Below are 23,604 nucleotides of genomic sequence, written 5' to 3' on the forward strand. Positions count from 1 at the left end.
ATCCATGAAAACCATGCGCACCAGTCTAAAGTTTACCTTGAGCGGCCTCTTCGCCCTGCTCCTCCTGGCCGCCACGCTTCAGGGCGGGTTCGCGATCCATCGGATGATCGCACTCGACCGCCAGCTCGCGACGCTGCTCGATCACGCGGTCCTGTCGATGAACGAGGCGCAGGCCATCGAGGCGCTGGTGATCCGGTCGCGGCTCACGCAGGTCCGCTTCGTCACCGCGATGGCCGAGACCGAGCGGCAGCTCACCGTCAAGGAGGTCGAGGGGCTGACCCGGGAGCGGAACGCCAAGGTCGAGGCCTATCGGACGCTGATCGCCTCGCCCGACGAGAAGGCCCGGTTCGACGACCTGCTCGCCAAGCTCAAGGTGCAGCACTACGACTGGGAGCGCCTGCGCGGCTTCACGCTCGAGCAGCGCGACCCGGCGATGTCGTATTTCCGCGGAGCGATGAACGGCCATTACGTCGCCGCCGCCGGAGCCGCGCACGCGCTGGCCGAGATGAACATCCAGGCCGGCGACGCGGCCGGGCGCAGCGCCCGCGGGAGCCAGGCCGAGGCGGTCCGCTCGACCGTGATCATGCTGGGCGTCACGCTGCTGATCGCCCTGGGGGCGACGCTCTACAGCTTCGTCGGCGTCTCGCGCCCGATCACCGTCATGACCCAGGCCATGCGCCGGCTGGCGGACGGCGACGTGCAGGCGGAGATCCCCTACGCGGCCCGCCGGGACGAGATCGGCGCCATGTCGGCCACCGTGGCGGTGTTCCGGCGGAACCTGCTGCATACCCGCACCCTCGAGGGCGAGGCGGCACGAGCCCGCGCCGAGTCCGAGACCCAGCGCCGGGAGGCGACGCGGACGCTGGCCGACCGGTTCGAGGGCGCCGTCGGCGGCATCCTCGGCTCGGTGACCGCGGCGGCGACTCGGTTGCAGGCCACCGCCCAGGGCCTGAACGCGACCGCGTCGCAGACCGCCGGCCGGTCGACCGGCGCGGCGGCGGCGGCCGAGCAGGCCTCCACCAACGTGACCACGGTGGCGGTGGCGGCCGAGCAACTGGGCTCGACGGTGGACGAGATCGGGCGCCAGGTCGGCGCCTCGGCCGATCTGGCCCAGGCCGCCGTCCACGAGGCGGCCGCGACCGCGCAGCTGGTCCAGGCCCTGAGCACGGGGGCGCAGCGGGTCGGGGAAGTCGTGACGCTGATCTCCTCGATCGCCGACCAGACCAACCTGCTGGCCCTGAACGCCACCATCGAGGCCGCGCGGGCCGGGGAGGCGGGGCGCGGCTTCGCGGTCGTCGCCACCGAGGTGAAGGCGCTCGCGGCCCAGACCGCCCGGGCCACCGCCGAGATCGCGGCGCAGATCGGCCGGATCCAGGGCTCGACCGGCGAGGCGGTGCGGGCGATCGACGGCATCGCGGCCCGCATCCGCGACATCAGCGGGATGGCAACCGCGATCGCCGCCGCCGTGGAGGAGCAGGGCGCCGCGACCCAGGAGATCGTCCGCAACGTCACCCAGGCCGCCACCGGAACCGAGGCGGTGACCGCCAACGTCACCGGCGTGGCCGGCGCCGCAGCGGCGACCGGGCAAGCGGCCGGGCAGGTGCTCGATTCGGCCTCCGAGATGGCCCGGCAGGCGGCGCAGCTCGGCGAGGAGGTCGAGCATTTTCTGGCGACGGTGCGCGCGGCTTGAGACGCCGGGTTACCGTTTGCGCCGAGCTCCTTTCCCGGGCGCAGGCAGCGTGAGCGGCCGGCGATCCAGCGGAACGCGACGCGTCCGCGCGCAGCGACATGGCACCCCCTGACGGTCCAGGCGTCCGGGAACCGGGCGCGGTTCATCCGCCAGCGGTGCCGAGGGCCGCCCTCAGAGCTCCCCGGCTTCCGACCACGCCCGCAGGCGCTCCAGCCAGGCGTCGGAGGCCAGCACCGCGAGGCCCGGCAGCAGCGACAGCGGCGTGACCCGCTCGACCCGGTCGCGCTCGCCCATCCGCAGGCCCCCGCGCCGGGCGTAGAGGCGCAGAATGTCGGCGAGCCGGCCCTCTTCCGGGGGCTCGTTGCGGGCGACGGCCCGGATCTTCTCCACGATCTCGTCGGTGGTGCACGCGACGATCCCGTCCGTGCCGGCGCGGTTGTCGCGCAGGCCCTCCTCGTAGAGCAGCCGCAGCGCCAGCAGCACCAGGGTCTCGTCCTTGCGCAGGCGCTCGGAGGCGATGTCGTGCCGGGGCGCGTCGGCGGCGGGGCTCAGCGACACCATCTGGTCGCGGTGCGAGACCGTGAGCGCGTAGCCCAGGCAGGCGAAGTAATCTGTGAAGAACGGCGCGTAGTGCCGGGCCAGCTCGTAGGAGCGGCCGATGCCGGGCGTGTCGGCGTAGATCACCTGACCCTTGAGCATCACCTGGAGGGCGCGGCACAGCTCCTCGGCGTCCGGAGCGCGGGCACCCGGCGGCGGCGGCTCGTCGCCGTCGATGATCGCGCGAAATCCCTCAAGCACCGGCACGCCGCTCCAGCAGGAAATCGGGACAGTCCAGCCAGCCGTTGGCCAGCCGCTCGGGCAGCCGGACCACCGCGTAGCGGTCGCGCAGCCGCGCGTCGAACAGCACCTCGATCTCGCGCAGGCGCTGGAACACCACGAAGTCGTCGACCCCCTCGATCGCGATCTGCGAGCCGCGCAGCGATACGGCCTTGCCGAGCCGCGCCTCGACGAAGGCCGTCATGGTCTCCGGCGTGACGGTGGTGCGGCGGCGGAACTCGGCCTTGGCGGCCGCGAAGGCATCCACCGCGGGGTCGTAGTCGATATCCGGCAGCGGCTCGACGTCGATGGCGCTGCGGCGGGCGCGCGGCGTCTGCAGGTGACCCTGGCCGATCGGCGGCCGGAGCAGCGACACCACCGGCGGCACCTCCGGCGCGACCTCGGCGGCGCCGACGGCGCGCAGCATCCCGGCGACCCGCTCGATCCCCGAAGGGTCCGGCCGGTCCATGGCATGGAGCGCGGCGCCGATCCGCCGTTCCAGGCGCGCCACCACGGCATCGACCGCGTCGAGATGGTTGTCGAGCCCCTCGAACACCGAGAGGATCTGGGCGAGATCGGCCCGGACCGCGCGCTGCGCGGTGTCGAGGTCGGGGCTGCGGCCCTCGCGGATCTGCCCCTCGGCCAGCGCCCGCACCGTGAGGGCGTCGCGCAGCGCCCGCCCGGCCTCGCGGACCACGCTGGCGCGGAACCGGAACGGATTGAACCGGGTGTGCAGCGTCCGGTAGTCGCTGATCAGGTGGCGTTCGACGAAATCCTCGAAGAACAGCCGGAAGGTCTTGGCCCGGTCGGGCTCGCGCAGGATCCGCTCCTCGACCTTGCGCATGCCGGCGGCGAGTCCGCGGACATGGGCCAGGAACGCGGCGGACGCCCGGGCGGCGTTGGACAGGGCCTCGGAGCGGTTGGCCGGATCGGAGACGGCGCTCTCCAGGCCGCCCAGCACCTCCAGCACCGCGCCGCCATACGAGCGGGTCTCGCCCCGCTCCAGGCGCGACAGCTCCTCGAGCAGGAGGCGTGCCTCCGGGTCGAACTCGGCCACCGGGACGTAGCGCTCGCGGCGCTCGAGCAGCCAGCCGGTCTCCAGGAGGCGCCGGTAGAGGGCGTTGCGGCGTTCGGCCGGATCCGCGGAGATCGGCTCGTCGCCCAGGATCTCGGGGTCGCTCCAGCCGGCGGCGAAATCGCCGATCTCGGCGAGCAGCTCGGCCTTGCGCACCGGCTCCGCCCCGAGGACGCGCCGGTGCAGGTGCAGCAGCAGGGCCGCGTTGAAGCCCCGGCTCGGCGAGGCCAGCGGCTTGAACAGCTCGTCGGGCAGCTGCGCGAACAGCATTGTCTCGGAGTCTCGCGCTCGCGCAGCGGTCAGACTACTTCGCGCCGAGGAGTTCGACGTCGAAGATCAGCGTGGCGTTCGGCGGGATCACGCCGCCGGCGCCCCGGGCGCCGTAGCCCAGCTCCGGCGGGATGATCAGGGTGCGCTTGCCCCCGGTCTTCATGGTGGCGACGCCGAGATCCCAGCCCTTGATCACCTGGCCGGCGCCCAGCGGGAAGCTGAAGGGCTGGTTGCGGTCGCGGGAGGAATCGAACTTCTTGCCCTTCTTGCCACCCTCGTCGAGCCAGCCCGTGTACTGCACGGTGACCTGCTGGCCGGCCTTCGGCTCGGGCCCGGTGCCCACCACTTCATCCTGGTACTTCAGGCCCGAGGGCAGGGTGACGATCTCGGCATTCGCGGCTGCTGTCATGGCGATGAACGCGGCTCCGGCAATGAGGGACAGGCGAGGCATGGTATCTCCCTGGAGCCGGCGCCGTCCGCGCCGGCCGTCGGGGGGCCTTCTATCGACTCGAGCCGGTCCAGGCCAGGGAGGCGCGCGATCCGACGGATCGGGGTTCGGACGTGCGACGGGCGCGCCGTCCTGCGGCGGGTCGTCGGAGCGAAACCCGACAGCTTGGCTCCGCCCGGTGTCGGGTCAGGCGGCGATGTCGGCGGACGCGGTTTTCATGAGGTCCACGATGAGGTTGTAGGTTTCGGTCCAAGCGTCCCGAACCTCCGGCGTGAAGGCCGGGCCGAGCCCCTGCTCCAAGGTCCAGAGCAGGGCGGCGCCGACCGGCGCGAAATGGTCGTTCCTCGTGCCGTAGCCCACGTGACGCTGGCCGAGTTCCTGGACCCTGGCCGTCAGAGTCGCCGGCTGATCCAGATTGGCGACCGCGAGCCCGAGCATCGTCATCAGCTTCTTCTTCTGCGGGGCCATGTCGTCCGGAAACATGGAGCGGACCTGCGGGGCGATCTCGAACAGGCGTCCGTAGAACAGGTCGGCCGCCGTACCGGCGATCGGCCGGACCTTCTCGAAGCTGTCCCGCACGAGCTGGATCTGACGCGGCGCCATCGCGTAGACCGTACGCACGTTCATCAGGAAGCGGGTCACTTCCGCGGTGAGCTGCTCGGACTGGCGCGACAGGACCGAGGCCGACCCCAGGACCTGGTTCGCCGCCCGCCCGGCCTGCTCCACCGCCCCCGCCACGCCAACGATGTTGCTGGTCACCGCACCGGTGCCGGTCGCCGCCTGCCCGACATTGCGGACGATCTCCTGGGTGGCGGCGCCCTGCTCCTCAACCGCGGCGGCGATACTGGTCGACACGGCGCTGATTTCCTGGATCCGTCCGGTGATCGCGCCGATCGCCGAGACCGCCTGGCCCGTCGAGGTCTGGACGCGTGTGATCTGCCCGGAGATCTCCTCGGTGGCCTTGGCGGTCTGCTCGGCCAGCGCCTTCACTTCGGCGGCGACGACCGCGAAGCCGCGCCCGGCCTCACCCGCGCGCGCCGCCTCGATCGTCGCATTGAGCGCCAGCAGGTTCGTCTGGGCGGCGATGGACGAGATCAGCCCGACCACGTCGCCGATCCGCGCCACGGCGCTGCTCAACTCTTGTACCAGCGCCCCGGTCCGATCGGTCTCGCCCACCGCGCCCTGCGCGAGCTTGGCCGATCCATCGACCTGCCGGCCGATCTCCTCGACCGAGGTTCCCAGTTCCTCGGCGGCGGCCGCCACCGTGTTGACGTTGCTGGCGGCCTCCTCGGCTGCGGAGGCGACTGTGACGGCCTGGCCAGCCGTCCGATCGACCGTTGCGGTCAGGGTTTGTGCGGTGGCTTGCAGGTCCGTGGCGGAGACCGACACCTGTTTGATGATGCCGCCGACCGCGGTCTCGAACGACTCGGCCAAAGCCCGCATGCCGTCACGACGCTGCACCTCGGCGGACAACCGTTCCCGCACGGTCTCGGCCTCAAGCGCGCGGGTGCGGATCAGGTTGTCCTTGAACACCTGCACCGTCCGCGCCATCGCGCCCACCTCGGTGTTGCGGTCGCGCAGCGGCACCTCGACCGACGCGTCGCCGTCGGCCAGGGCCTGCATGGTCCCGGTCATCGTCCGGATCGGACGCAGCACCAAGCGGAACAGGGCGACCAGGCCGAGGGCGACGAGCAGCCCGGAGACCAGCAGCGCCGCCACGTTGCGCACCAGGACGCTGCGTGCATCCTGGGCCAGGGTCTCGGCGCGCGCGATCATCTCGTCGAGGGCGGCGTAGGCGAGGTCCACGAGGGTGGCCTGTTCCGGGGTGTCGAGCTTGCGCGCCTGCTGGAGCGTGATCCCCGGCGGCTGAGCTTGCGCCAAAGCTGTCGAGACCGCCATGCGCCGGTCGAGGGGCGCGCCCTCGAAATTGTTGGTGCGGGCCTTGTCGAAGGCCGCCCAGACGGTGCCCGAGAGGGTCGCCGACGTCTCCGCGGCGAGCTTCCACGTGGCGTCGAGCCGCCCCCGCTCCTCGGCGGCGGCGACAGTCTCGGCGGGCGACCAGGGCGTCCCGGCCGACAGGGATGTCTGGATCCGCAGCGCGATGGCGCCGAGCGCCATACGGGTCGCCCAGGCCGAGCGCTTGAGGGCGAGATCGCGCTCCAGGACGGTATCGGAGCGCGGGATCGCGGCATCGACCGCATCCGTCGTCGCCGTCAGGGTGTCGAGCATGGCGAGGAAGGCCGTCTGCGCCTCCGCGGTGATGGAGGCGTCACGCTGGGCCTTCGACACCTTCAGGGCGTCATCCACCCGGGGGCGGAGGCGCTCGACACGCTCGCGGGACGCCTGAAGCTGACCGAGCGTCGCCCGGACGGAGGGCAGATCCAGGTCGCCCACCAGTGTCGTCGCGGCGGCGATGCCGGCGACCGCCCGCTGCCGCTCCGTGTAGAGCCCGGACAGGGTCTCGGCATCCATCGGCTGGCCGGCGGCCAGGAACTGCAGGGTGGCGCCCCGCTCCAGCCGCGTCGCGTACAGGGTCTGGAGCAGCGCGCGGCTCGCCCGCACGAGCGAGATACCCGCCTCGGCCTGGACAGCAGAAGCACGGGCTCCGATCAGCGCGGACGTTGCATAGGTGAAGATAATCAGACCCAAGACGAAGAGCACCACGCTCATCGTCATTCGGATCGAAATATTTTGCAGGCGGATCATCGCACAACTCCCGAAGCCCGGCGGTTGCGAGGTCATGTCTTACACCGCATCATTTGTCGAATGTTATGACAACGAGCCTGTTTGACCTCTCTCCAACCGACGTCGCGGGCTGACAATCGATACTCGAACTCATTCGTATCGGAACTGCATCCGTCGGAAAATTTTGGCGCCTTCGTTTCAATTGAAAGCTGTTTAACGGTGTATTTACGCTCGCAATCGCGCGGGTCACTGGTCATCGCGCCGGGGTGGGGCGTTTCGACCACGGCTCCGGGCCGGGCGCGATGACGGCGCGCGGCACGCCCCCCCAGAGCCGCGCGGGCGACGAAGTCCGCGCAGGGCGTGCCGAGGGCTCACTCCCTCGTGTGGGGAGGTGGGGTGGGGGCGGTTCTGAAGGCGCGGCTCCGCGCGATCCGACGCATCCCCCATCCCCGGGCCCCTCCTCACGGGGGGGCGTTCAAAGCACTCAGAAGGTGATCAACGAGGTCAGGCCGAACACCACGACGTCGGGCTTCTGCTCCGGCGTGGCCCGCCGGGTGATGTACTGGATGTTGGGTCGGACGACGATGTTGTCGGTCACCGCGATGCTGTAGAACGCCTCGACGAAGCGCTCCTGCCACGGCAGCCGCCGGTTGGTCCGGGTGACCAGGTTGCTCAGCTCGATGGCCTCGACCGCCCGGGGATTCGGGGTCGTCTGGCCGGCGCCGAAGCCGATCCAGTCGTTCGGACGCTCCGCGCACCAGCCCTTGTAGATGAACCCGCCCGTCACCTGGGCCGAGTAGATTGAGGTCTCCCGGTCACTGGCCACGGCCCGGACGAAGGCCGAGACGTTGCGGACGGTGTTGGCGGGATCCGGGCGGTAGACCTCCTGGACACCGACGAAATACAGGCCGTTCCGGCCGTCGTCATGCAGCGGCTGTCCCCGGTACATGGGAAACGGCAGGCGCCGGTCGTTCAGGTAGACGTCGTTGCCGCCACTGGTCTCGTGCCAGCCGCCGACCTTGTAGCTGCCGGCATAGCCCGCGCCGCCGACCTTCGGGAACCAGCCCGCCTCGGACAGGATCAGGGCGCCGGTGCCCTTGCTGAAGTTGAAGCTGAAGCCGTCGACGAGGTTGTCCGGATTGACCTGGTAGGCGCCGACCTGGACGTAGGCCGTATCCGCCGTGCCGACGCGCAGGCGGGTCGCCCATTGCCCGACCGGGTAGTTGTAGATGTAGTTGCCGGCGATCTTGCCGGTCGGGGCGCCGCACAGGGCGTTGAGCTGGAACTCGCAGGCGAAGCCGGCGAAGTCGTCGCTCGACGGCATCCGGCCGATCTTCAGGTCCACCCAGGGGCCGAACTTCTGATCGTACCAGAACTGGCTCAACCGCCAGATGCGGCTGCGGCCGTAGATCTCCTCGACGCTGGTCTGCGTGCCGAGATGCGCGTCGAGGGTCAGGTCGCGGCCGTGGCGGTGGGTGAGCGTGACCGCGCCGGACCCGCCCTCCAGGCCGAACATCTTCTCGAAATCGAACAGGCCCTTGGCGGTGAACTGGGCCGCTCCGCGCGCCAGCGTGCGATCCCCACCGGCCGCGTTCGTGGCGCCCTCGTAGACGTAGCCGAGGTTGAGCAGGATGCCGTGCTCCCAGAGCCGATCGCGGATACCGCCGAGATTGCCGAGCAGGCCGAATTTCGGGCCGATATTGCGCGGATCCACCGAGCCCACGGCGGGGCGGGTGTCCGGCGCGGGCGTCGAGGGCCGATCCAGCGGCAGGCGCTGCGGCGCATTCGGATCCGGCAGGATCGTCGATTCTTCCGTGTTTCGGGGCGCCGAAGGCTGTGCCTGCGCCAGTCCAACACAAGGACAGGCTCCGATGACCAGCAGAGCAGCCGCCCATCCCGATAGAAGTCTACGTTCCATGATCCATAACGCCCCCGAGCCGACAGTCTTCTGTTCGGCGCCGTGGACTTACACCATCGTAAAACCGCGAATTGCAAGTTTACAGAGACAATTTGTATTTGTTTGATCGAGGTCTATAATTCAATCTCAAGAACAGACTTATAAAACCCGCCGTATTTTGAGGACAGAAAATCGACTTCAAATACCGACTGTTTTTTAAATCGGGAGATCGATCCGGTTAATACGTTGGCAACCACATGATCGATCGCCCGATGTGAACGCCGTGTCCACATTCGCAACGCTCTTTGCTGGCTTCATCTTGGCCGGAAGCCAGCTTTGCGAAGCGCGAAGATCCACGAAACGGCCGAGGCTTCGCCGCCACACCCGCGGCGAAATCAGCTTCGCGCGGTCGATTCTGCGGGTCCGATGCCGCCTCAGCGCACCAGCAGGCCGGCCAGATGCGCGACCAGGCGGCGGGCGACCTCGTCCTTTCCGAGGCGCGGCCAGGTCTCCAACGCGCCGTCGCGGTGGATCAGGTGGACGGTGTTGTCGGTCCCGCCCATGACGCCGCCCGCGGCGGAGACGTCGTTGGCCACGATCAGGTCGCACCCCTTCCGAGCGATCTTGGCCCGGGCGTGGTCGAGCACCGTGTCGGTCTCGGCGGCGAAGCCGACCACCAGGGGGGGCCGCCCGGCATCGAGATGCGCGACGGTGGCGAGGATGTCGGGGTTCTCGACCAGCGGCAGCGGCACCGGGCCGGCGCCGTCCTTCTTGATCTTCTTCGCGCCGGCCTCGGTCTCGGGGCGCCAGTCGGCCACCGCGGCCGCGAAGATCGCGATGTCGGCGGGCAGGGCCGCCTCGACCGCCGCCAGCATCTCCCGGGCGGTCTCGACCCGCACCACGCCGACGCCGGCGGGATCCGAGATCGAGACCGGCCCGGAGACCAGGGTCACGGTGGCGCCGGCCTCGGCGGCGGCAGCCGCGATCGCGTGGCCCTGGCGCCCGGAGGAGCGGTTGGCGAGGTAGCGCACCGGGTCGATCGGCTCGTGGGTCGGCCCGGAGGTCACGAGCACCCGACGGCCGGCGAGGGGCGGGCGGGCGCGCTCCGGCGGCCCGAGGAAGCCGAGGCCCGGGGCCCCGTCGCCCGCCGCGGCCAGCATCCGCTCGAGGGCGTCGGCGATCTCGTTGGGCTCGGCCATGCGGCCGGGGCCGGTCTCCGCCTCGGCCATCTTGCCGGCATTCGGCCCGACGAGGCGGATTCCGTCGCCCTCCAGGGTCGCGCGGTTGCGGCTCGTCGCGGGATGCGCCCACATCTGCACGTTCATGGCCGGGGCGATCAGGATCGGCAGGGTTGTGGCCAGCAGGATCGTGGTCGCGAGGTCGGCAGCGTGGCCCCCGGCCATCCGGGCCATCAGGTTGGCGGTCGCCGGCGCCACCACGACGGCGTCCGCCTGGCGGGCCAGCTTGATGTGGCCGATATCCGCCTCCTCGGCCCGGTCGAACAGGTCGGTATGGGCCCGCTCGCCCGCGAGCGCCGCGGCAGCGAGCGGCGTCACGAATTCCTGCGCCCCCGCGGTCAGCACCGGGCAGACGCTGGCGCCCCGCTCGCGCAGGCGCCGGATCAGGTCGAGGGCCTTGTAGGCTGCGATGCCGCCGCCGATGACGAGGAGGACGCGGCGGTTGGCGAGCGTTTCAGTCATGACGGAAAGCCTCTGCCTGAGCCGGCGCGCCCGTCAAGCGGGCCGGGGGTCAGGCCGCCGCCGGGACCGCCGGCGCCTTCAGGCCGCCGAAGCGGCGGTCCCGGCGGGCGAAGTCGGCCGTCGCCGCGGCGAGGTCGTCGGGGCCGAAATCGGGCCACATCCGATCGGTGAAGTGGAGTTCGGCATAGGCCGCCTCCCACAGCAGGAAATCCGACAGGCGCTGCTCGCCGCCGGTGCGGATCACGAGGTCCACGTCCACCGGCGAGCCGTGCATCTGCCCGGCCACCAGCGCGCCGAAACTCTCGCGGGAGGCGTCGCCGCCCTGGAGCGCCTGCGCCGCCGCGATGATGGCGTCCCGCGCGGAATAGTCGACGCAGATCCGCAGGTGCAGGCGGGTGCCGGCCGCCGTGGCCGCCTCGGCGGCCGCGATCGCCTCCGGGATGCCCAGGGCAGGGCGGTCGCGCCGGCCCACGACGCTGAGCCGGGTGCCGGTGCGGGCGAGCCGCTGGGTCTCGTTGCGCAGGTAGGAGCGCAGCAGCCGCATCAGGCCGCCGACCTCGTCGTCGGGGCGCTGCCAGTTGTCGGCCGAGAAGGCGTAGAGCGTGAGCGTGCCGATGCCGAGATCCGGGCAGGCCTCGGCGGTGCGCCGGATCGCCTCGACGCCGCGATGGTGGCCGGCCAGACGCGGCAGGCCGCGCTGCGTCGCCCAGCGCCCGTTGCCGTCCATGATGATCGCGGCGTGCAGCCCCCCCGGCCCCGCTTCGCTTTGCATCGTAAAGTCTCCCGGCATGGGCGTATCGCTGAGGTTTATTCGGTTTGCGTTGACAGTCTCTGCGCGATCCGGCGTTCTCAGGCCGGTTTCGTGGCCGGATCGAGGCCGCGCACCCCGCCATCCGGACTTCGCTCGGCCGCCGCCGCCGCGTCGCGCACCACCTGCTCGAGCACGCCGAGATAGAAGATGAAGCGCCGGCGCCCGGTCGGCGTCATCCGGCACACCGTCTGCGTCCGGTTGAGCGAAAACCCCTTTTCGAGGCTCACCAGGTCGGCCTCGCTGAGCACGGCCAGGTGGCGGCTCAGGTTGCCGTCGGTCAGCCCGCATAGGCGCTTGAGGTCGGGGAACGGCAAGCCCTTGGGATGGGCCACCAGGGAGGTGAGCACGCTGAGCCGCGCCCGCTCGTGGATGATCCGGTCCAGCCCCTCGTAGGAGAACCGTCCGTCGTCGCGGTCAGAGGTCATCATCGAAGGCCCGGGCGCCGCGATGGATGAGGCCGGCCAGCCAGATCTGGCCGACCACGAAGGGGAGCCCCATGGTCCAGGGCGACAGGGTGCGGGTCTCGGCCGCGAACGCCAGCGCGGCGAGGCCGGTGAGCAGGTACCAGGCGCCGACCCCCTGGACCGCCCGGGGCAGGATCCGCGCCGAGGCGAACAGGCCGAGCCCGACCAACACCTGCCACAGGCCGGGCAGCATCCAGACCTCTTCCGGAGCGAAGCGGGCGATCACCAGGGCGAGGCACGCCCCGGTGCCGGCGGCCGGCATGAACACCTCGATGGCGTTCCACACCATCGCGTCGGCCAAGCCGGAATGGAGCCGGCGGCTGCGCCGGACCGCCTCGACCCCGATCAGCGCGAACGCCACCAGGGCGGCGCCGATCCACAGGCCGAAGAACAGGGCCGGCCGGGCCGACGGATCGCCGAGCCACAGGGCCTGGCCCACCGCGCAGGCGAGCGACAGGCCGCCGGTGCCTGCCACGGTGGCGGCGCCCAGGCCGCGGAAGGCCGTATCGCGGGCGATCTGCGACCGGATCGCCACGATGTCGGCCAGCGCCTTGTCCAGGTCCTGCATGAGCTTCAGCCCCCGCCCTGCATCATGCTTTGCGCCGCAAAGTACCGACGGGCTCCGGTCGCCGCAAGCCAATTCACCGGGTGATGGGACCGAATTTTCTCAGCATCGACCGGTCCGGTCCAGGCCAAAGCACGGTGAATTCTACCTAAGAGTTGTAATTATCCATCTTCGCGGCGAAGTGCGTCGAGATCGAGCGGGGCCGTGACCATCCGCAGGGCGCCGTCCGGAGCGCGGGGCCACTCCGCCTCCGGCCGGTCCCGGTAGAGCTCGACGCCGTTCCCGTCCGGGTCGCGCAGGTACAGGGCCTCGCTGACGCCGTGGTCGCTGGCGCCGTCCAGGGGGATGCCGGCCGCCTCGACCCGGCGCAGGGCATCCGCCAGGGCGGCCCGGCTCGGGTAGAGCAGGGCGAGATGGTACAGGCCGGTGGTCCCCGGCGCGGGCGGCAGCCCGCCGAGGCTCTCCCAGGTGTTGAGCCCGATATGGTGGTGGTAGCCCCCGGCCGCGACGAAGGCGGCACGCGTGCCGAAGCGCTGGGTCAAACCCAGGCCGAGGATCCCGCAATAGAACCCGAGCGCCCGGTCCAGGTCGGCCACCTTGAGGTGGACGTGCCCGATGCGGGTCTCGGGATGGATCGGTGCGGTCATCGGCGAGCCTCATCCGGGAAAGCGTGAAAACTCCGCAGCCCCGAGGGTTTCTCGCGGCGCGTGCGGGGCCCATATTGGTGCCATGCCTGCTCCGAAGAACACGCCCGCTCCGAAGAAGCCGCACGCCGTATCCGTCTCGGCCTCGTCGGCCAAGGCATCGAAGCCCGAGCTGAAGCCGCTCGACACCTATCTGGCGGAGTTGCTGAACCCGGCGCTGAACCGCAACCGGCCGCCGCCGATCGCGCCGGAGCCGGAGAAGCCGCGTCCGGGCAAGCCCAAGGGACGGCCCGCCAAGGAGCCGATCGGCAAGGCGGCCACCCGCAAGGTCGAGATCGCCCGCGACGGCTTCGCCGAGGCGCCCCAGGCCGGCTACGCGCTCGGCGACGCGGCCGAGGTCGATCCGCGCCTCGCCCAGGCCCTGGGGCTGACCCCGCCCGAGGACGGGCCCGTGCCCGCGGGCGCAGAGCTGCCGGATCCGGGCGGCGACGGCGGCGCCTCCGCGACCGTGACGGCGCTGGAGCGGCTGCTCATCGAGGGCAACCCGCTGTTCAAGGACGGCCAGACCTGGGTGCCGCACCGGCCGGACCGGCCGCAGAAATCCGAGGGCGGCCTCCGGTTCACGCTGAAATCCGAGTTCGAGCCGGCGGGCGACCAGCCCACCGCCATCGCCGAATTGGTGAACGGCGTGCAGGCGCACGAGCGCGACCAGGTGCTGCTGGGCGTCACCGGGTCGGGCAAGACCTTCACGATGGCCAAGATCATCGAGCAGACCCAGCGCCCGGCGCTGATCCTCGCCCCGAACAAGACCCTGGCGGCGCAGCTCTACGGCGAGTTCAAGTCGTTCTTCCCGGACAACGCCGTCGAGTATTTCGTCTCCTATTACGACTACTACCAACCCGAAGCGTATGTCCCGCGCTCCGACACGTTCATCGAGAAGGAATCGTCGATCAACGAGCAGATCGACCGGATGCGCCATTCGGCCACCCGCGCCCTGCTGGAACGGGACGACGTCATCATCGTCGCCTCGGTGTCGTGCATCTACGGCATCGGCTCGGTCGAGACCTACACGGCGATGTCGTTCACCGTGACGCTGGGCGAGAAGATCGAGCAGCGCCAGCTCGTAGCCGACCTCGTGGCCCTCCAGTACAAGCGGATCCAGGCGGATTTCGCCCGCGGCACCTTCCGGGTGCGGGGCGATTCCATCGAGCTGTGGCCGGCCCACCTGGAAGATCGCGGCTGGCGGATCGGCATGTTCGGCGACGAGATCGAGTCGATCGTCGAGTTCGACCCGCTCACCGGCAAGAAGATCGCCGAGCTGAAATTCGTGAAGGTCTACGCCAACTCCCACTACGTCACGCCGCGGCCGACGCTGCAGCAGGCGATCAAGGGCATCAAGAACGAGCTGAACGGCCGGATCGAGGAATTGACCAAGATGGGCCGGCTGATCGAGGCCCAGCGCATCGACCAGCGCTGCACCTTCGACATCGAGATGATCGAGGCCACCGGCGCCTGCAACGGCATCGAGAACTATTCCCGCTACCTCACCGGCCGCCGGCCCGGCGAGCCGCCGCCGACCCTGTTCGAGTACCTGCCCGACAACGCCCTGGTGTTCACGGACGAGAGCCACGTCACCGTGCCGCAGATCGGCGGCATGTACCGGGGCGACTTCCGCCGCAAGGCGACCCTGGCGGAGTACGGCTTCCGCCTGCCGTCCTGCCTGGACAACCGGCCGCTGCGCTTCGAGGAATGGGACGCGATGCGGCCCCAGACGGTCCACGTCTCGGCCACCCCCGGCAAGTGGGAGATGGAGCGCACCGGCGGCGTCTTCGCCGAGCAGGTGATCCGCCCCACCGGCCTGGTCGATCCGGTGATCGAGATCCGCCCGGCGCGCGCGCAGGTCGACGACCTGCTGGGCGAGGTCAAGGCGGTCGCGCTGGCCGGCTACCGGACCCTCGTGACCACGCTGACCAAGCGCATGTCCGAGGACCTGACCGAGTACCTCCACGAGAACGGCGTGCGGGTGCGCTACATGCACTCCGACATCGACACCCTGGAGCGGATCGAGATTATTCGCGATTTGCGGCTCGGCGCCTTCGACGTCCTGATCGGCATCAACCTGCTGCGCGAGGGCCTCGACATCCCGGAATGCGCCCTGGTCGCCATCCTGGACGCCGACAAGGAGGGCTTCCTGCGCTCGGAGACCTCCCTGGTCCAGACCATCGGCCGGGCCGCCCGGAACGCCGACGCGCGCTGCATCCTGTACGCCGATTCCATCACCGGCTCGATGGAGCGGGCGATGGCCGAGACCGAGCGGCGGCGGACCAAGCAGCTCGCCTACAACGAGGAGCACGGCATCACGCCCCAGAGCGTGAAGCGCGGGATCAGCGACATCCTCAACAGCGTCTACGAGCGCGACCACGTCCAGGTCGATACCGGCCTGGCCAAGGACGCGATCACGGTGGGCCACAACCTCAAGGCGGTGCTGGCCGACCTGGAGAAGCGGATGCGGACGGCCGCCGCCGATCTCGACTTCGAGGAGGCCGCGCGCCTGCGCGACGAGCTCAAGCGTCTCCAGGCGACGGAGCTGCTGGTCTCGGACGACCCGATGGCCCGGCAGGGCGACGTCGAGCGCGAGGCCGGCAAGTACGGCCGCAAGGCGCCGCGCGGCGCCGGGGCGACCCGGATCTCGAAGCCGGAACTCGACAACATGGGCCCGGGCACCGACCGCGAGATGCCGGCGGGGGCGGTGGCCTGGCAGGAGCGGCCCAAGCCGCGCTCCACGCAGGGGCTCGGCGGCCAGAAGCCGAAATACAAGGGCGGGGGCGGCCGCAAGCGCGGCTGACCGCGCCGGTTTCAGGCGGCCCGGTCGTCCCGGCCGGCATAGCGGCTCGCCACCGCCTCGCCCTCGTCGACCAGCGCCTCGGCGATCCGGAGCGCGAGGGCGTCGCAGGCCTCGTCGTAGGCGTGGGGATCCGCCTGCACGGCCGCCCGCGTCACCGCGCCGACCCGGTCGCGGACGATGTCGCGGGCGATGCGCAACGCATCGGCGAAGGGCTCATAGGGGCGCGGCATGCTCGCTCCGGCGACGGATCGGGCCGTCACGGCCCGGGTGGCGGCTGCAACGAGCATCCGGGGGAAAACGTTCCCGCCTGGTGCTGGGCGTCTTCGCATGCCGGGCCAGACCAGGGCTTCACGCCCCTTGCAGCGCGGTCCACTCACGCGTCCCGGGAAACCCGCAGGGTCTTGTCCGGATTCCGCACCACGTAGATGGCGGCGACGAGGCCCTGGCGGACCTGCAGGGCCGTCGTCTGAATGAGGCCGGGCGTCTCGACGGTCACGAAACCCGGCAGCCCGTCGATGACGGCATAGCGCACGAGCCGGGATGGATTCCGGCCGAAGTCGCGGGCCATGGCCTCGTGACGGACGAGCACGGCGTCCCGCCCGATCAGCGGTTCCGGCGACGCGGGGACCTTGCCGCCGCCATCGGCTGTGGCGACCACGTCGTCGGCCAGGAGGGTGCGCAGCGCACCCATATCGCCGCTGCGCGAAGCGGCGAAGAACGCGGCGGCGATCTTGAGGCCCTCCTCCCGGTCGACAGTGAAGCGTGGCCGCGCTTCCCGGAGATGCGTCCGGGCGCGGCTGGTGAGCTTGCGGCACGCCGCCTCTTCCCGTCCGATCGCCCGGGCCACCTCCGGGAACGCCATCCCGAACACGTCGTGCAGCAGGAACGCCGCCCGCTCCAGCGGCGACAGGCGCTCCAGCGCCATCATCAGCGGCAGGGTGATGTCGTCGAGATCGTCGCCCGCATCGGGATCGAAGATCGGCTCCGGCAGCCAGGGTCCGATATAGGGCTCCCGCCGGCGGCGGGCCGATTTCAAGTGATTGAGGCAGAGCCGCGTGACCACGATCCGCAAAAACGCAGCCGGCTCCCGTACCGTGTCCCGATCGGCGGCCAGCCAGCGTGCATAGGCATCCTGAACCACGTCCTCCGCGTCGGCCATCGAACCCAGCATGCGGTAAGCAAGCCGGACCAGGCCCGGGCGGGATTCCTGGAAGCTCGGTTCGGGGGCGGCGGCCCCGTTGCACGGCGCGATCACAGACCCGGCGCCTCCAGGCCGCGCACGAACTGGCGCGTGACCTGCGCGACGCGTCGGCCGAGATGGCGCGCGGTCGCCAGATCGGCCTCCGGAGGCGCGGTCGGGACCCGCGTCCGTGTTCGACTGCGCCGCCGCGCCGAGCCAGTAGCCGAGCCGATTCAGATCCTGCTCCGAGCCCGTGGTCGAACAGTTCGCGGGCGGGAGGTCCAGGCTGACCCAGTGCATGCCGTGCTGCGCCGCGAACAGGGCCAGCTGGATCAGCGTGGCGAGCTTATCGCCGGCCATCGCACCGGAATTTGTGAACCCGGCGGCGATCTTGCCCTTCCACGGATAACCCTTGGCCATCACCCGGTTCGAGGTCGATTCCTGGAACGTTTTGAACGCCGCGGACGGCCCGGCCACATACGTCGGGGTGCCGAAGATGATGGCTGGGGCGGCCTCCAGCACGGCCCAGGACCGCTCCACGTCTGCGACGGGCAAAATCAGGGCGTCGGCACCTTCGACGAGCCTCACCCCCTGTGCCACAGCCTCGGCCTGGCGGGCCGTGTGGCCGTAGCCCGAGTGGAATACGATGGCGATCCGCATGGATCCGGCGGCCGCCGCCGGATCCTCACGACGCTCCGTCACGCGAATGTCGACCATGATCCCCCCTGTCAGTCCCGTCCCGGATGACATGACAAGGAAGCCCCGCCCGGTGTGACATGCGCGAGAGTCCGGCAACGACCCTTTCATGAAGCGCGTTTCGGCCGGCGCTGGACAGGGGCACGGTCCCGTCCCAGATCGACCCTCGTTGAAGCAGGCGAACGACGATGACCTCCGAGACGAACACGCCCCCGCCCCTCGACGACGCGACCCTGGCTTTCGCGGGCCGGGTCTTCCAGTTCGCCCGGATGGGCCACGCCGACGAGCTGGCGGAGCTGTTCGGGCAGGGGCTCCCGGCGAACCTGCGCAACGACAAGGGCGACAGCCTGCTGATGCTCGCGGCCTATAACGGCCAGGCGGACGCCACCCGGGTGATCCTGGAGGCCGGCGGCGACCCGGAACTCGCCAACGATCGCGGCCAGACGCCTCTGGCCGGCGCCGCGTTCAAGAACGACCTCGCCGTCACCCGACTGCTGCTCCAGCACGGCGCCGCGGTGAACGGCACCGGCACCGGCAGCCGCACCGCCCTGATGACCGCGGCGATGTTCGACCGCACCGAGATGGTGGCGCTGCTGCTGGAGCACGGCGCCGACCCGGACTTTCGCGATGCCGCCGGCCAGAGCGCCGCCGACATGGCCCGGGCCATGGGCGCCCAGGCGACCCCGGGCCAGCTCGACGCGGCGGCACGGAAGACGGGGTGAGGGATCAGGGATCGTCGGCGGGAGCCGCCGGGACGACGGCAAGCGTCAGACCCAGGGCCGAGACGACGCGCTCAACCGTATCGAGGCTTGGATTTCCGGTTTGCGACAGCGCCTTCTACTGGCTCTCGCGGCCGAGCCCGCTCGGTTCTGGGACGGCCGCCATGCCCCGTGCACGCACCACGTCATCCAGGGGCCGCCGGAAAGCCCCGGAATCGTTCTCCGCGCGGGCAGCGGACAGGTAGGCGGCGGCGTCAGCGGGCGCGCTCAGGGACGTCGCCACGTCGAAGGACCGGGTGGCGGTCTCGGAACCAGCCATACGGGGCGTTCTCAAGCCGTGAGGGCGAGACCCCACCCCCAACCCGTGCAACGTGGCCCGGGGTGCCGTCCTCAAGGCGGACGATCCGGCGCAGGATTTGGGCGCGGCCCGCATCGTCGCGCAGGATATCGATCCAGCGGTCGAATATTCCCGCGGTGGAGACCTCGGCGATAGGGTTCGTATCCCATAAGATACAGCAACAGCCGGCAGGCTCGATCCCTTGCCAAATCGCGCCTGCCGTCGGAACGGGTGAGCACACGACGTTCGGGAGCCGAAACGCCATGCCGCGCACCATCCGGATCGACAGGGGATTCCGTCTTGCTTGCGCGGCGCTGATCGTGGCGCCCGCCGCCGCCCGCGCCGCCGAGACCCCCTGGCCGGCCTTCGGGCACGACCACAGCAACCGCAACTTCTCCGACCTCACCCAGATCGACCGTGCCAGCGTCGCGCGGCTGCGGCCGGCCTGGATCTTCCAGACCGGGGTGACGGGCTATTTCCAGGCGCAGCCGGTGATGGTCGACGGCGCGCTCTACACGTCCACGACCCAGAACAACGTCGCGGCGCTCGATGCCCGCACCGGCCGGCCGCTCTGGACCTACACGCACAAGCCGCGCACGGAAAAGATCTTCGGGCCCCCCTCCAACCGCGGGGTCGCGGTCTCGGACGGCCTCGTGTTCGAGGCGACCATGGACGGGCGGCTGATCGCGCTCGACGCCAAGACCGGCCGGGCGGTGTGGGACACGGAGGCGGTGCGCCCGGAGGAGGGCGAGAGCGAGACCGCCTCGGATCTCGCGGGCAAGCTCGGCGGCAAGCCGGTGCAGGGTTCGAGCCGGCTCGGGTTCAAGATGCCGCCGCTGGTGGTCGAAGGGCTGGTGATCGTCGGGGTCACGGGGGCGGGCTACGGCCTGCATATCGCGGACGAGGCCGGCGGGCTCGACGGCGGCGCCGTGGTCGGGATCGAGGGCGGCTACGGACGGCGCGGCTGGCTCGCGGCCTACGATGCCAAGACCGGCGCGGAGCGCTGGCGCTGGTACGTCACCCCGCCCGAGGGCTGGGAGGGCGGCTTCGTCGCCCAGACGGTGGACGGCGTGCCGCTCCAGCGCGACATCGCCGCCGAGAAGGAAGCGGCGCCGGCCAACCGCGACGCCTGGCGGGTCGGCGGCGGCTCGCTCTGGATGACCCCGGCCTACGACCCGGATCTCGGCCTGATCTTCCTCGGCACCGGCAACCCGGCGCCGCAGAATTTCGGCCTGTCGCGCCCGGGGGACAACCTCTACACGATGTGCCTCGTGGCGCTCGACGTCCGCACCGGACAGCTGCGCTGGTATTCGCAGCAGGTGCCGCACGACGAATGGGGCTACGACGTCGCCGCGCCACCGTTCCTGCTCGACGGGCCGAACGGCACCAAGGCCGTAGCCTCGGCCAGCAAGACCGGGTGGATCTACGTCCACGACCGCGCGACGGGGACGCTGCTCGAACGCTCGGCCCCGCTGATCGAGCAGAAGAACCTGTTCGCGCCGCCGACCCCGCAGGGCACCGTGGTGGCGCCGGGGCCGCTCGGCGCCGTGTCGTGGCCGCCCACTGCCTATGACGGCCGCCGCGCCTACGTGCAGGTCCGCCATGGGGCCACGACCTACACGATCAAGACCGTGCCGGCCTCCGGCGACCGGGCGGAGATCCGCTACACCGAGACCAGCGAGGCGAAGGGCGAGCCGTCCTTCAGCACGCTGACCGCCGTGGACCTCGCCGACGGCGGCAAGATCGCCTGGACCCTGCGGTCCGACAGCCGGCTCTCCGGGGGGACGCTCGCCACCGCGGGCGGCCTCGTCTTCTCCGGCGCCGAGGATGGCCACTTCGAAGCCCACGATGCGCGCGACGGCACGCTGCTCTGGCGGTTCCAGTGCGGGGCGGGCATCAGCGGCCCGGCCATGACCTACGCGCTCGACGGCAAGCAGTACCTCGCGGTGGCGGCCGGCGGCGCGTCCTTCACCAAGGCGGCCGGGTTCGGCACCGGCGACGCACTGCTGGTCTTCGCGCTGCCCGATTGACGCCGGCCGAGCTTGACTGGAAGGCTTCCGGTCAAGCTCGGCGACTCGGCGGGACGATGGCGGACGGAAGCAGCCAGGACGGTGCGCAGGCGGGCGCGGCTTCGCAGCCGAGCCAGCGCGGCGCGCCGGTGATCCGCACCATCGCGATGCCGGCCGACACCAACCCGGCGGGCGACATCTTCGGCGGCTGGCTGATGGCCCAGATGGATCTGGCGGCCGGCAACGTGGCGGCCCGGCGCTCGCGCGGGCGGTGCGCCACCATCGCGGTCGACGCGATCACCTTCCACCATCCGGTCTTCGTCGGCGACGAGGTCAGCCTCTACGCGTGGCTGATCACGGTCGGGCGCTCGTCCCTGCGCATCCAGGTCGAGGTCTGGCGCCGGGAGCGGGCGAGCGAGACCACCATGAAGGTCACGGAGGCGACCTTCACCTTCGTGGCGATCGGCGACGACCGCCGCCCGCGCCCGGTGCCGGCGGAGTAAGCCCGTGCCGGCAACCCCGCCACCGGAGCCGGCGGGCGGGCAGTGGGTCAGTTTGAAATATCGCCTGCTTGACCCAGCCTTGGTCACAGCGGGTGCGCATGGCATGATGGGCGGATGAAAGAGTCCGATCTTGCATCCGTGACGGTAGAGGCGAAGCGCATTGATGGTGCCGCCCGCCCATGGGCCTTCGTTCTTAAGCGGAATGGCGTGTTGCAGATGACGTCAGGACCAGCGTTCGCTACCAGCTTCGAAGCCGTTCAAGCAGGCAACCGTGCCTTGGCCAACATGAAGCCTCACCGCGACGAAGCCAAGTCGAAGGGTTGGACTTAATGACCACCACCAAGCGCCCCCGCGATCCCAACCAGCTCGCCAAGTTCATCGTGGACATGGCCACGGGGGAGACTGAGAGCAAGCAACCTTTGGAAAGCGCGGTTAAGGGTGGCAACGCTCGTGCTAGTGCGCTTACGCCTAAGCAACGCGCGGAGATTGCGCGCGTTGCAGCCGATGCACGGTGGAAGAAGTCATAGTCAAGCAGCTTCCTCGTCGTCAGCTCCGTCAGTAGCCTTTCGAATAGCGATATCTAGTGTTAAATCCATCGGCAAGCTGATAGGCTCCGCGTCTGGGTTGATATTATTCCAATGATCAAGATCAAGCTCGACATTATAGCCATCGCTAATCATTTGCTCGCGGCGAATAACTGAAGCCTTTAGCATTTGATTGCGGGTGGCCTCATCAATGTCAACATATACAAAGAGGTTAAGCTGACCGCTGGCTGGGATTGCGTGATAAACCCGATACGGCCTGTCAGTCGCTTTGTCTTGTTTGCGCTCCGCTTGAGCATCATCCGCAAATTGTTTCGCAAGCAAATCTAGTGCGGACGGCGGCGTCGGCATATTCCAGCCTAGCTCTTTTGCAAAAAGAGCCACCCTCTTCATGTCGACTTCGGTTTATCCAGTCGTCTCTTTATAGTGACGGATTAGGCGCTGACGTTCTTGTCTTTTGCTCATTTCAAAAACCTTTTCTTTAGATAGGGGCAACATCACCCCAGCCATCTTTCATTGCATTGGGAGATATTAGCTCACGAACCGCAGTAAGATGATTGCGGAAGCGGTCATAACGACCAGTTTTACGTTGGAGTTGGCCTGCAACAAGCCCAGGATGGACTTTGAGTACTTTGGCAAATCCAATCAAATCTCTTTCCGTGAAGAACGGAGCTTTGCGCGCTATGAATGCGTCCATCATTGCAGAGGGAACGCAAAATTCCTGAGCCGCAGTATTTGCGACCCGCTCTTCATCAGTTAAATCTTCACCTGTTCCAGCTTTATCTTTTTCTAGCTCAGAGTCTATAATAGCAGAAACCATTCCGTGGCCCTGAAGAACGTGCTCAATCTCGTGGCGAAGAACGAACCAGAAGTTATCGATCCTATCGAAGCGCAACGACATGCCTATTACTGGAGTTTTTCCACCTAACCAGAAACAGACTCCGTCTATTTTTGCGCTCGGCAGAGACTCAACCAGCACGAAACGCACGCCACTTTGTGCTAATATGCGCGGTACATCTGCCACGCCTTCGGCAGAGCGAACCAGAGCTTGGAGTTTGCTGACCGAAGTTTTGAGCGACTGCTGGGAATATGGGGCTACAAGCATGTCGGCCGCTATCTGTCTGACGCGGTATAGCCAAGCCAACTGCGCAGGGGTGGCGGTGGAACTAACCGCTGTCTTTTTAGCTGCGTGAGGGAGTATTTCGATATCCTCTAACCGATTAGCCCCAAAGAAGCGCATCAACTCCGACTCTACCTGCTGAATATCACGCACGCTCTCAGCAGCAATCCATCCCCGCTTTATCATTTCAGCAATAGGTAGGTCTCCATAAAGCAATGCACGCGTTGCACGTCCGGGATCAGGTCGATAAGTTATTCGTGCCTTAGCAAGATCGAAGCTGCGTTGAAGGTCTAAGAAATCCTCTGCTGGGACCTCAAATACCTCTTCTAAAGCCAAAGCTAGAACGGCATCGACTGATCTTTTGTCTCCGACAAGTTTGTTTACGCCCGTTTCGTCCATGTTGAGGACGATTGCGAGCACGCGTTGGGTCCAGCCTCTTTTCGTGAGAAGGGCAGCAATAAGCTGCCCCGGCGTCTTGTGGTTCATTCCTGCGTCCGCTCCTTGCCTTCGCGCACGATATGCCAACATGCGCATAATCGCAAACTGACTCATAATGCTTGCTGTCTAGGGACGACCGCGATAAGAAGG

The 23,604-nt window shown here is 69.1% G+C and carries 21 protein-coding genes and 1 pseudogene; 6 read left to right on the forward strand and 16 right to left on the reverse strand.

What is annotated here, in order from left to right:
- Positions 1-13 precede the first annotated feature (13 nt).
- Positions 14-1,690 carry a methyl-accepting chemotaxis protein gene (locus FVA80_RS03435; RefSeq protein ID WP_147909964.1) on the forward strand — a complete coding sequence of 559 codons (1,677 nt, stop codon included), beginning with the start codon at positions 14-16 and terminating at the stop codon, positions 1,688-1,690.
- A 171-nt stretch (positions 1,691-1,861) separates the two neighbouring features.
- Here the strand turns inward: FVA80_RS03435 and FVA80_RS03440 are convergent, their stop codons facing one another.
- From FVA80_RS03440 to FVA80_RS03485, 10 genes are all read right to left on the reverse strand, one after another.
- Positions 1,862-2,488 carry a DUF4194 domain-containing protein gene (locus FVA80_RS03440; RefSeq protein WP_147909955.1) on the reverse strand — a complete coding sequence of 209 codons (627 nt, stop codon included), beginning with the start codon at positions 2,486-2,488 and terminating at the stop codon, positions 1,862-1,864.
- Positions 2,481-3,851 (reverse strand): Wadjet anti-phage system protein JetA family protein, encoded by a 1,371-nt coding sequence (locus FVA80_RS03445; RefSeq protein ID WP_147909954.1) that lies wholly within the window; start codon positions 3,849-3,851, stop codon positions 2,481-2,483. The genes FVA80_RS03440 and FVA80_RS03445 overlap by 8 nt, the downstream gene beginning before the upstream one ends.
- A gap of 34 nt (positions 3,852-3,885) precedes the next feature.
- A complete protein-coding gene (locus FVA80_RS03450; RefSeq protein ID WP_007569323.1) occupies positions 3,886-4,302 on the reverse strand; it encodes an FKBP-type peptidyl-prolyl cis-trans isomerase in 417 nt (138 codons plus the stop codon).
- A gap of 183 nt (positions 4,303-4,485) precedes the next feature.
- Positions 4,486-7,005 carry a methyl-accepting chemotaxis protein gene (locus FVA80_RS03455; protein WP_147909953.1) on the reverse strand — a complete coding sequence of 840 codons (2,520 nt, stop codon included), beginning with the start codon at positions 7,003-7,005 and terminating at the stop codon, positions 4,486-4,488.
- A gap of 463 nt (positions 7,006-7,468) precedes the next feature.
- Positions 7,469-8,698, reverse strand: coding sequence for a carbohydrate porin (locus FVA80_RS03460; protein WP_187193583.1), 1,230 nt, complete (start codon positions 8,696-8,698; stop codon positions 7,469-7,471).
- A gap of 617 nt (positions 8,699-9,315) precedes the next feature.
- Positions 9,316-10,581 carry a bifunctional phosphopantothenoylcysteine decarboxylase/phosphopantothenate--cysteine ligase CoaBC gene (gene coaBC / locus FVA80_RS03465; RefSeq protein WP_147957779.1) on the reverse strand — a complete coding sequence of 422 codons (1,266 nt, stop codon included), beginning with the start codon at positions 10,579-10,581 and terminating at the stop codon, positions 9,316-9,318.
- Between the two features lie 49 nt (positions 10,582-10,630).
- Positions 10,631-11,353 carry a di-trans,poly-cis-decaprenylcistransferase gene (locus FVA80_RS03470; protein WP_147957780.1) on the reverse strand — a complete coding sequence of 241 codons (723 nt, stop codon included), beginning with the start codon at positions 11,351-11,353 and terminating at the stop codon, positions 10,631-10,633.
- Between the two features lie 77 nt (positions 11,354-11,430).
- A complete protein-coding gene (locus FVA80_RS03475; RefSeq protein ID WP_147857943.1) occupies positions 11,431-11,820 on the reverse strand; it encodes a transcriptional regulator in 390 nt (129 codons plus the stop codon).
- Positions 11,807-12,424, reverse strand: a complete 618-nt coding sequence (locus FVA80_RS03480; protein ID WP_147909351.1) for a hypothetical protein — start codon at positions 12,422-12,424, stop codon at positions 11,807-11,809. The genes FVA80_RS03475 and FVA80_RS03480 overlap by 14 nt, the downstream gene beginning before the upstream one ends.
- A 158-nt stretch (positions 12,425-12,582) precedes the next feature.
- Entirely contained in the window at positions 12,583-13,068 is a 486-nt protein-coding gene (locus tag FVA80_RS03485; protein ID WP_147909352.1) for a VOC family protein, read from the reverse strand.
- A gap of 82 nt (positions 13,069-13,150) precedes the next feature.
- Here FVA80_RS03485 and uvrB point away from each other — a divergent pair, with 82 nt between their 5' ends.
- Positions 13,151-15,910, forward strand: coding sequence for an excinuclease ABC subunit UvrB (uvrB, locus tag FVA80_RS03490; RefSeq protein WP_147909353.1), 2,760 nt, complete (start codon positions 13,151-13,153; stop codon positions 15,908-15,910).
- Between the two features lie 11 nt (positions 15,911-15,921).
- Here uvrB and FVA80_RS03495 read toward each other — a convergent pair whose 3' ends face one another.
- The 3 genes and pseudogenes from FVA80_RS03495 to FVA80_RS30960 form a co-directional block, all read right to left on the reverse strand.
- The gene (locus FVA80_RS03495) at positions 15,922-16,140 is read right to left on the reverse strand and encodes a hypothetical protein (RefSeq protein WP_147909354.1); all 219 of its coding nucleotides are present in this window, start codon (positions 16,138-16,140) and stop codon (positions 15,922-15,924) included.
- A gap of 143 nt (positions 16,141-16,283) precedes the next feature.
- Positions 16,284-17,165, reverse strand: coding sequence for a sigma-70 family RNA polymerase sigma factor (locus FVA80_RS30955; protein WP_246692490.1), 882 nt, complete (start codon positions 17,163-17,165; stop codon positions 16,284-16,286).
- Positions 17,166-17,438: 273 nt separating this feature from the next.
- Positions 17,439-17,897 (reverse strand): annotated as a pseudogene (locus FVA80_RS30960) (NAD(P)H-dependent oxidoreductase); the annotation flags it as partial.
- Between the two features lie 77 nt (positions 17,898-17,974).
- Here FVA80_RS30960 and FVA80_RS03505 point away from each other — a divergent pair.
- Complete coding sequence (locus FVA80_RS03505) at positions 17,975-18,508, forward strand: ankyrin repeat domain-containing protein (protein ID WP_147909355.1); 534 nt, start codon at positions 17,975-17,977, stop codon at positions 18,506-18,508.
- 115 nt (positions 18,509-18,623) lie between these two features.
- On the opposite strand, the gene FVA80_RS30965 is transcribed toward FVA80_RS03505, so the two are convergent.
- The gene (locus tag FVA80_RS30965; protein WP_246692249.1) at positions 18,624-18,824 is read right to left on the reverse strand and encodes a hypothetical protein; all 201 of its coding nucleotides are present in this window, start codon (positions 18,822-18,824) and stop codon (positions 18,624-18,626) included.
- A 281-nt stretch (positions 18,825-19,105) separates the two neighbouring features.
- Between FVA80_RS30965 and FVA80_RS03515 the strand changes: the two genes are divergently transcribed.
- The 3 genes from FVA80_RS03515 to FVA80_RS03525 all read left to right on the forward strand — a co-directional run bounded on the left by FVA80_RS03515 (position 19,106) and on the right by FVA80_RS03525 (position 21,684).
- Positions 19,106-20,872, forward strand: a complete 1,767-nt coding sequence (locus FVA80_RS03515; RefSeq protein ID WP_147909356.1) for a PQQ-binding-like beta-propeller repeat protein — start codon at positions 19,106-19,108, stop codon at positions 20,870-20,872.
- Between the two features lie 146 nt (positions 20,873-21,018).
- Positions 21,019-21,354: an acyl-CoA thioesterase gene (locus FVA80_RS03520; RefSeq protein WP_246692491.1), complete on the forward strand. Its 336-nt coding sequence runs from the start codon at positions 21,019-21,021 to the stop codon at positions 21,352-21,354.
- Between the two features lie 114 nt (positions 21,355-21,468).
- Positions 21,469-21,684, forward strand: a complete 216-nt coding sequence (locus FVA80_RS03525; protein WP_147909358.1) for a hypothetical protein — start codon at positions 21,469-21,471, stop codon at positions 21,682-21,684.
- 197 nt (positions 21,685-21,881) lie between these two features.
- Here FVA80_RS03525 and FVA80_RS03535 read toward each other — a convergent pair whose 3' ends face one another.
- Entirely contained in the window at positions 21,882-22,289 is a 408-nt protein-coding gene (locus FVA80_RS03535) for a hypothetical protein (RefSeq protein WP_210249206.1), read from the reverse strand.
- A gap of 88 nt (positions 22,290-22,377) precedes the next feature.
- Positions 22,378-23,502, reverse strand: a complete 1,125-nt coding sequence (locus tag FVA80_RS03540) for an XRE family transcriptional regulator (RefSeq protein ID WP_147909360.1) — start codon at positions 23,500-23,502, stop codon at positions 22,378-22,380.
- Positions 23,503-23,604 lie beyond the last annotated feature (102 nt).

The organism is Methylobacterium sp. WL1, assembly GCF_008000895.1.
GTDB lineage: Bacteria > Pseudomonadota > Alphaproteobacteria > Rhizobiales > Beijerinckiaceae > Methylobacterium.

What these genes read in the sequence shown, in the direction of transcription:
- FVA80_RS03435 (WP_147909964.1), top strand. Translation starts at nt 14, where the DNA reads ATGCGCACCAGTCTAAAGTTTACCTTGAGCGGCCTCTTCGCCCTGCTC.
- FVA80_RS03445 (WP_147909954.1), bottom strand. Translation starts at nt 3,851, where the DNA reads ATGCTGTTCGCGCAGCTGCCCGACGAGCTGTTCAAGCCGCTGGCCTCG.
- FVA80_RS03450 (WP_007569323.1), bottom strand. Translation starts at nt 4,302, where the DNA reads ATGCCTCGCCTGTCCCTCATTGCCGGAGCCGCGTTCATCGCCATGACA.
- FVA80_RS03455 (WP_147909953.1), bottom strand. Translation starts at nt 7,005, where the DNA reads ATGATCCGCCTGCAAAATATTTCGATCCGAATGACGATGAGCGTGGTG.
- coaBC (WP_147957779.1), bottom strand. Translation starts at nt 10,581, where the DNA reads ATGACTGAAACGCTCGCCAACCGCCGCGTCCTCCTCGTCATCGGCGGC.
- FVA80_RS03470 (WP_147957780.1), bottom strand. Translation starts at nt 11,353, where the DNA reads ATGCAAAGCGAAGCGGGGCCGGGGGGGCTGCACGCCGCGATCATCATG.
- FVA80_RS03475 (WP_147857943.1), bottom strand. Translation starts at nt 11,820, where the DNA reads ATGATGACCTCTGACCGCGACGACGGACGGTTCTCCTACGAGGGGCTG.
- FVA80_RS03480 (WP_147909351.1), bottom strand. Translation starts at nt 12,424, where the DNA reads ATGCAGGACCTGGACAAGGCGCTGGCCGACATCGTGGCGATCCGGTCG.
- FVA80_RS03485 (WP_147909352.1), bottom strand. Translation starts at nt 13,068, where the DNA reads ATGACCGCACCGATCCATCCCGAGACCCGCATCGGGCACGTCCACCTC.
- uvrB (WP_147909353.1), top strand. Translation starts at nt 13,151, where the DNA reads ATGCCTGCTCCGAAGAACACGCCCGCTCCGAAGAAGCCGCACGCCGTA.
- FVA80_RS03495 (WP_147909354.1), bottom strand. Translation starts at nt 16,140, where the DNA reads ATGCCGCGCCCCTATGAGCCCTTCGCCGATGCGTTGCGCATCGCCCGC.
- FVA80_RS03505 (WP_147909355.1), top strand. Translation starts at nt 17,975, where the DNA reads ATGACCTCCGAGACGAACACGCCCCCGCCCCTCGACGACGCGACCCTG.
- FVA80_RS30965 (WP_246692249.1), bottom strand. Translation starts at nt 18,824, where the DNA reads ATGGCTGGTTCCGAGACCGCCACCCGGTCCTTCGACGTGGCGACGTCC.
- FVA80_RS03515 (WP_147909356.1), top strand. Translation starts at nt 19,106, where the DNA reads ATGCCGCGCACCATCCGGATCGACAGGGGATTCCGTCTTGCTTGCGCG.
- FVA80_RS03520 (WP_246692491.1), top strand. Translation starts at nt 21,019, where the DNA reads ATGCCGGCCGACACCAACCCGGCGGGCGACATCTTCGGCGGCTGGCTG.
- FVA80_RS03525 (WP_147909358.1), top strand. Translation starts at nt 21,469, where the DNA reads ATGAAAGAGTCCGATCTTGCATCCGTGACGGTAGAGGCGAAGCGCATT.
- FVA80_RS03535 (WP_210249206.1), bottom strand. Translation starts at nt 22,289, where the DNA reads ATGAAGAGGGTGGCTCTTTTTGCAAAAGAGCTAGGCTGGAATATGCCG.
- FVA80_RS03540 (WP_147909360.1), bottom strand. Translation starts at nt 23,502, where the DNA reads ATGAACCACAAGACGCCGGGGCAGCTTATTGCTGCCCTTCTCACGAAA.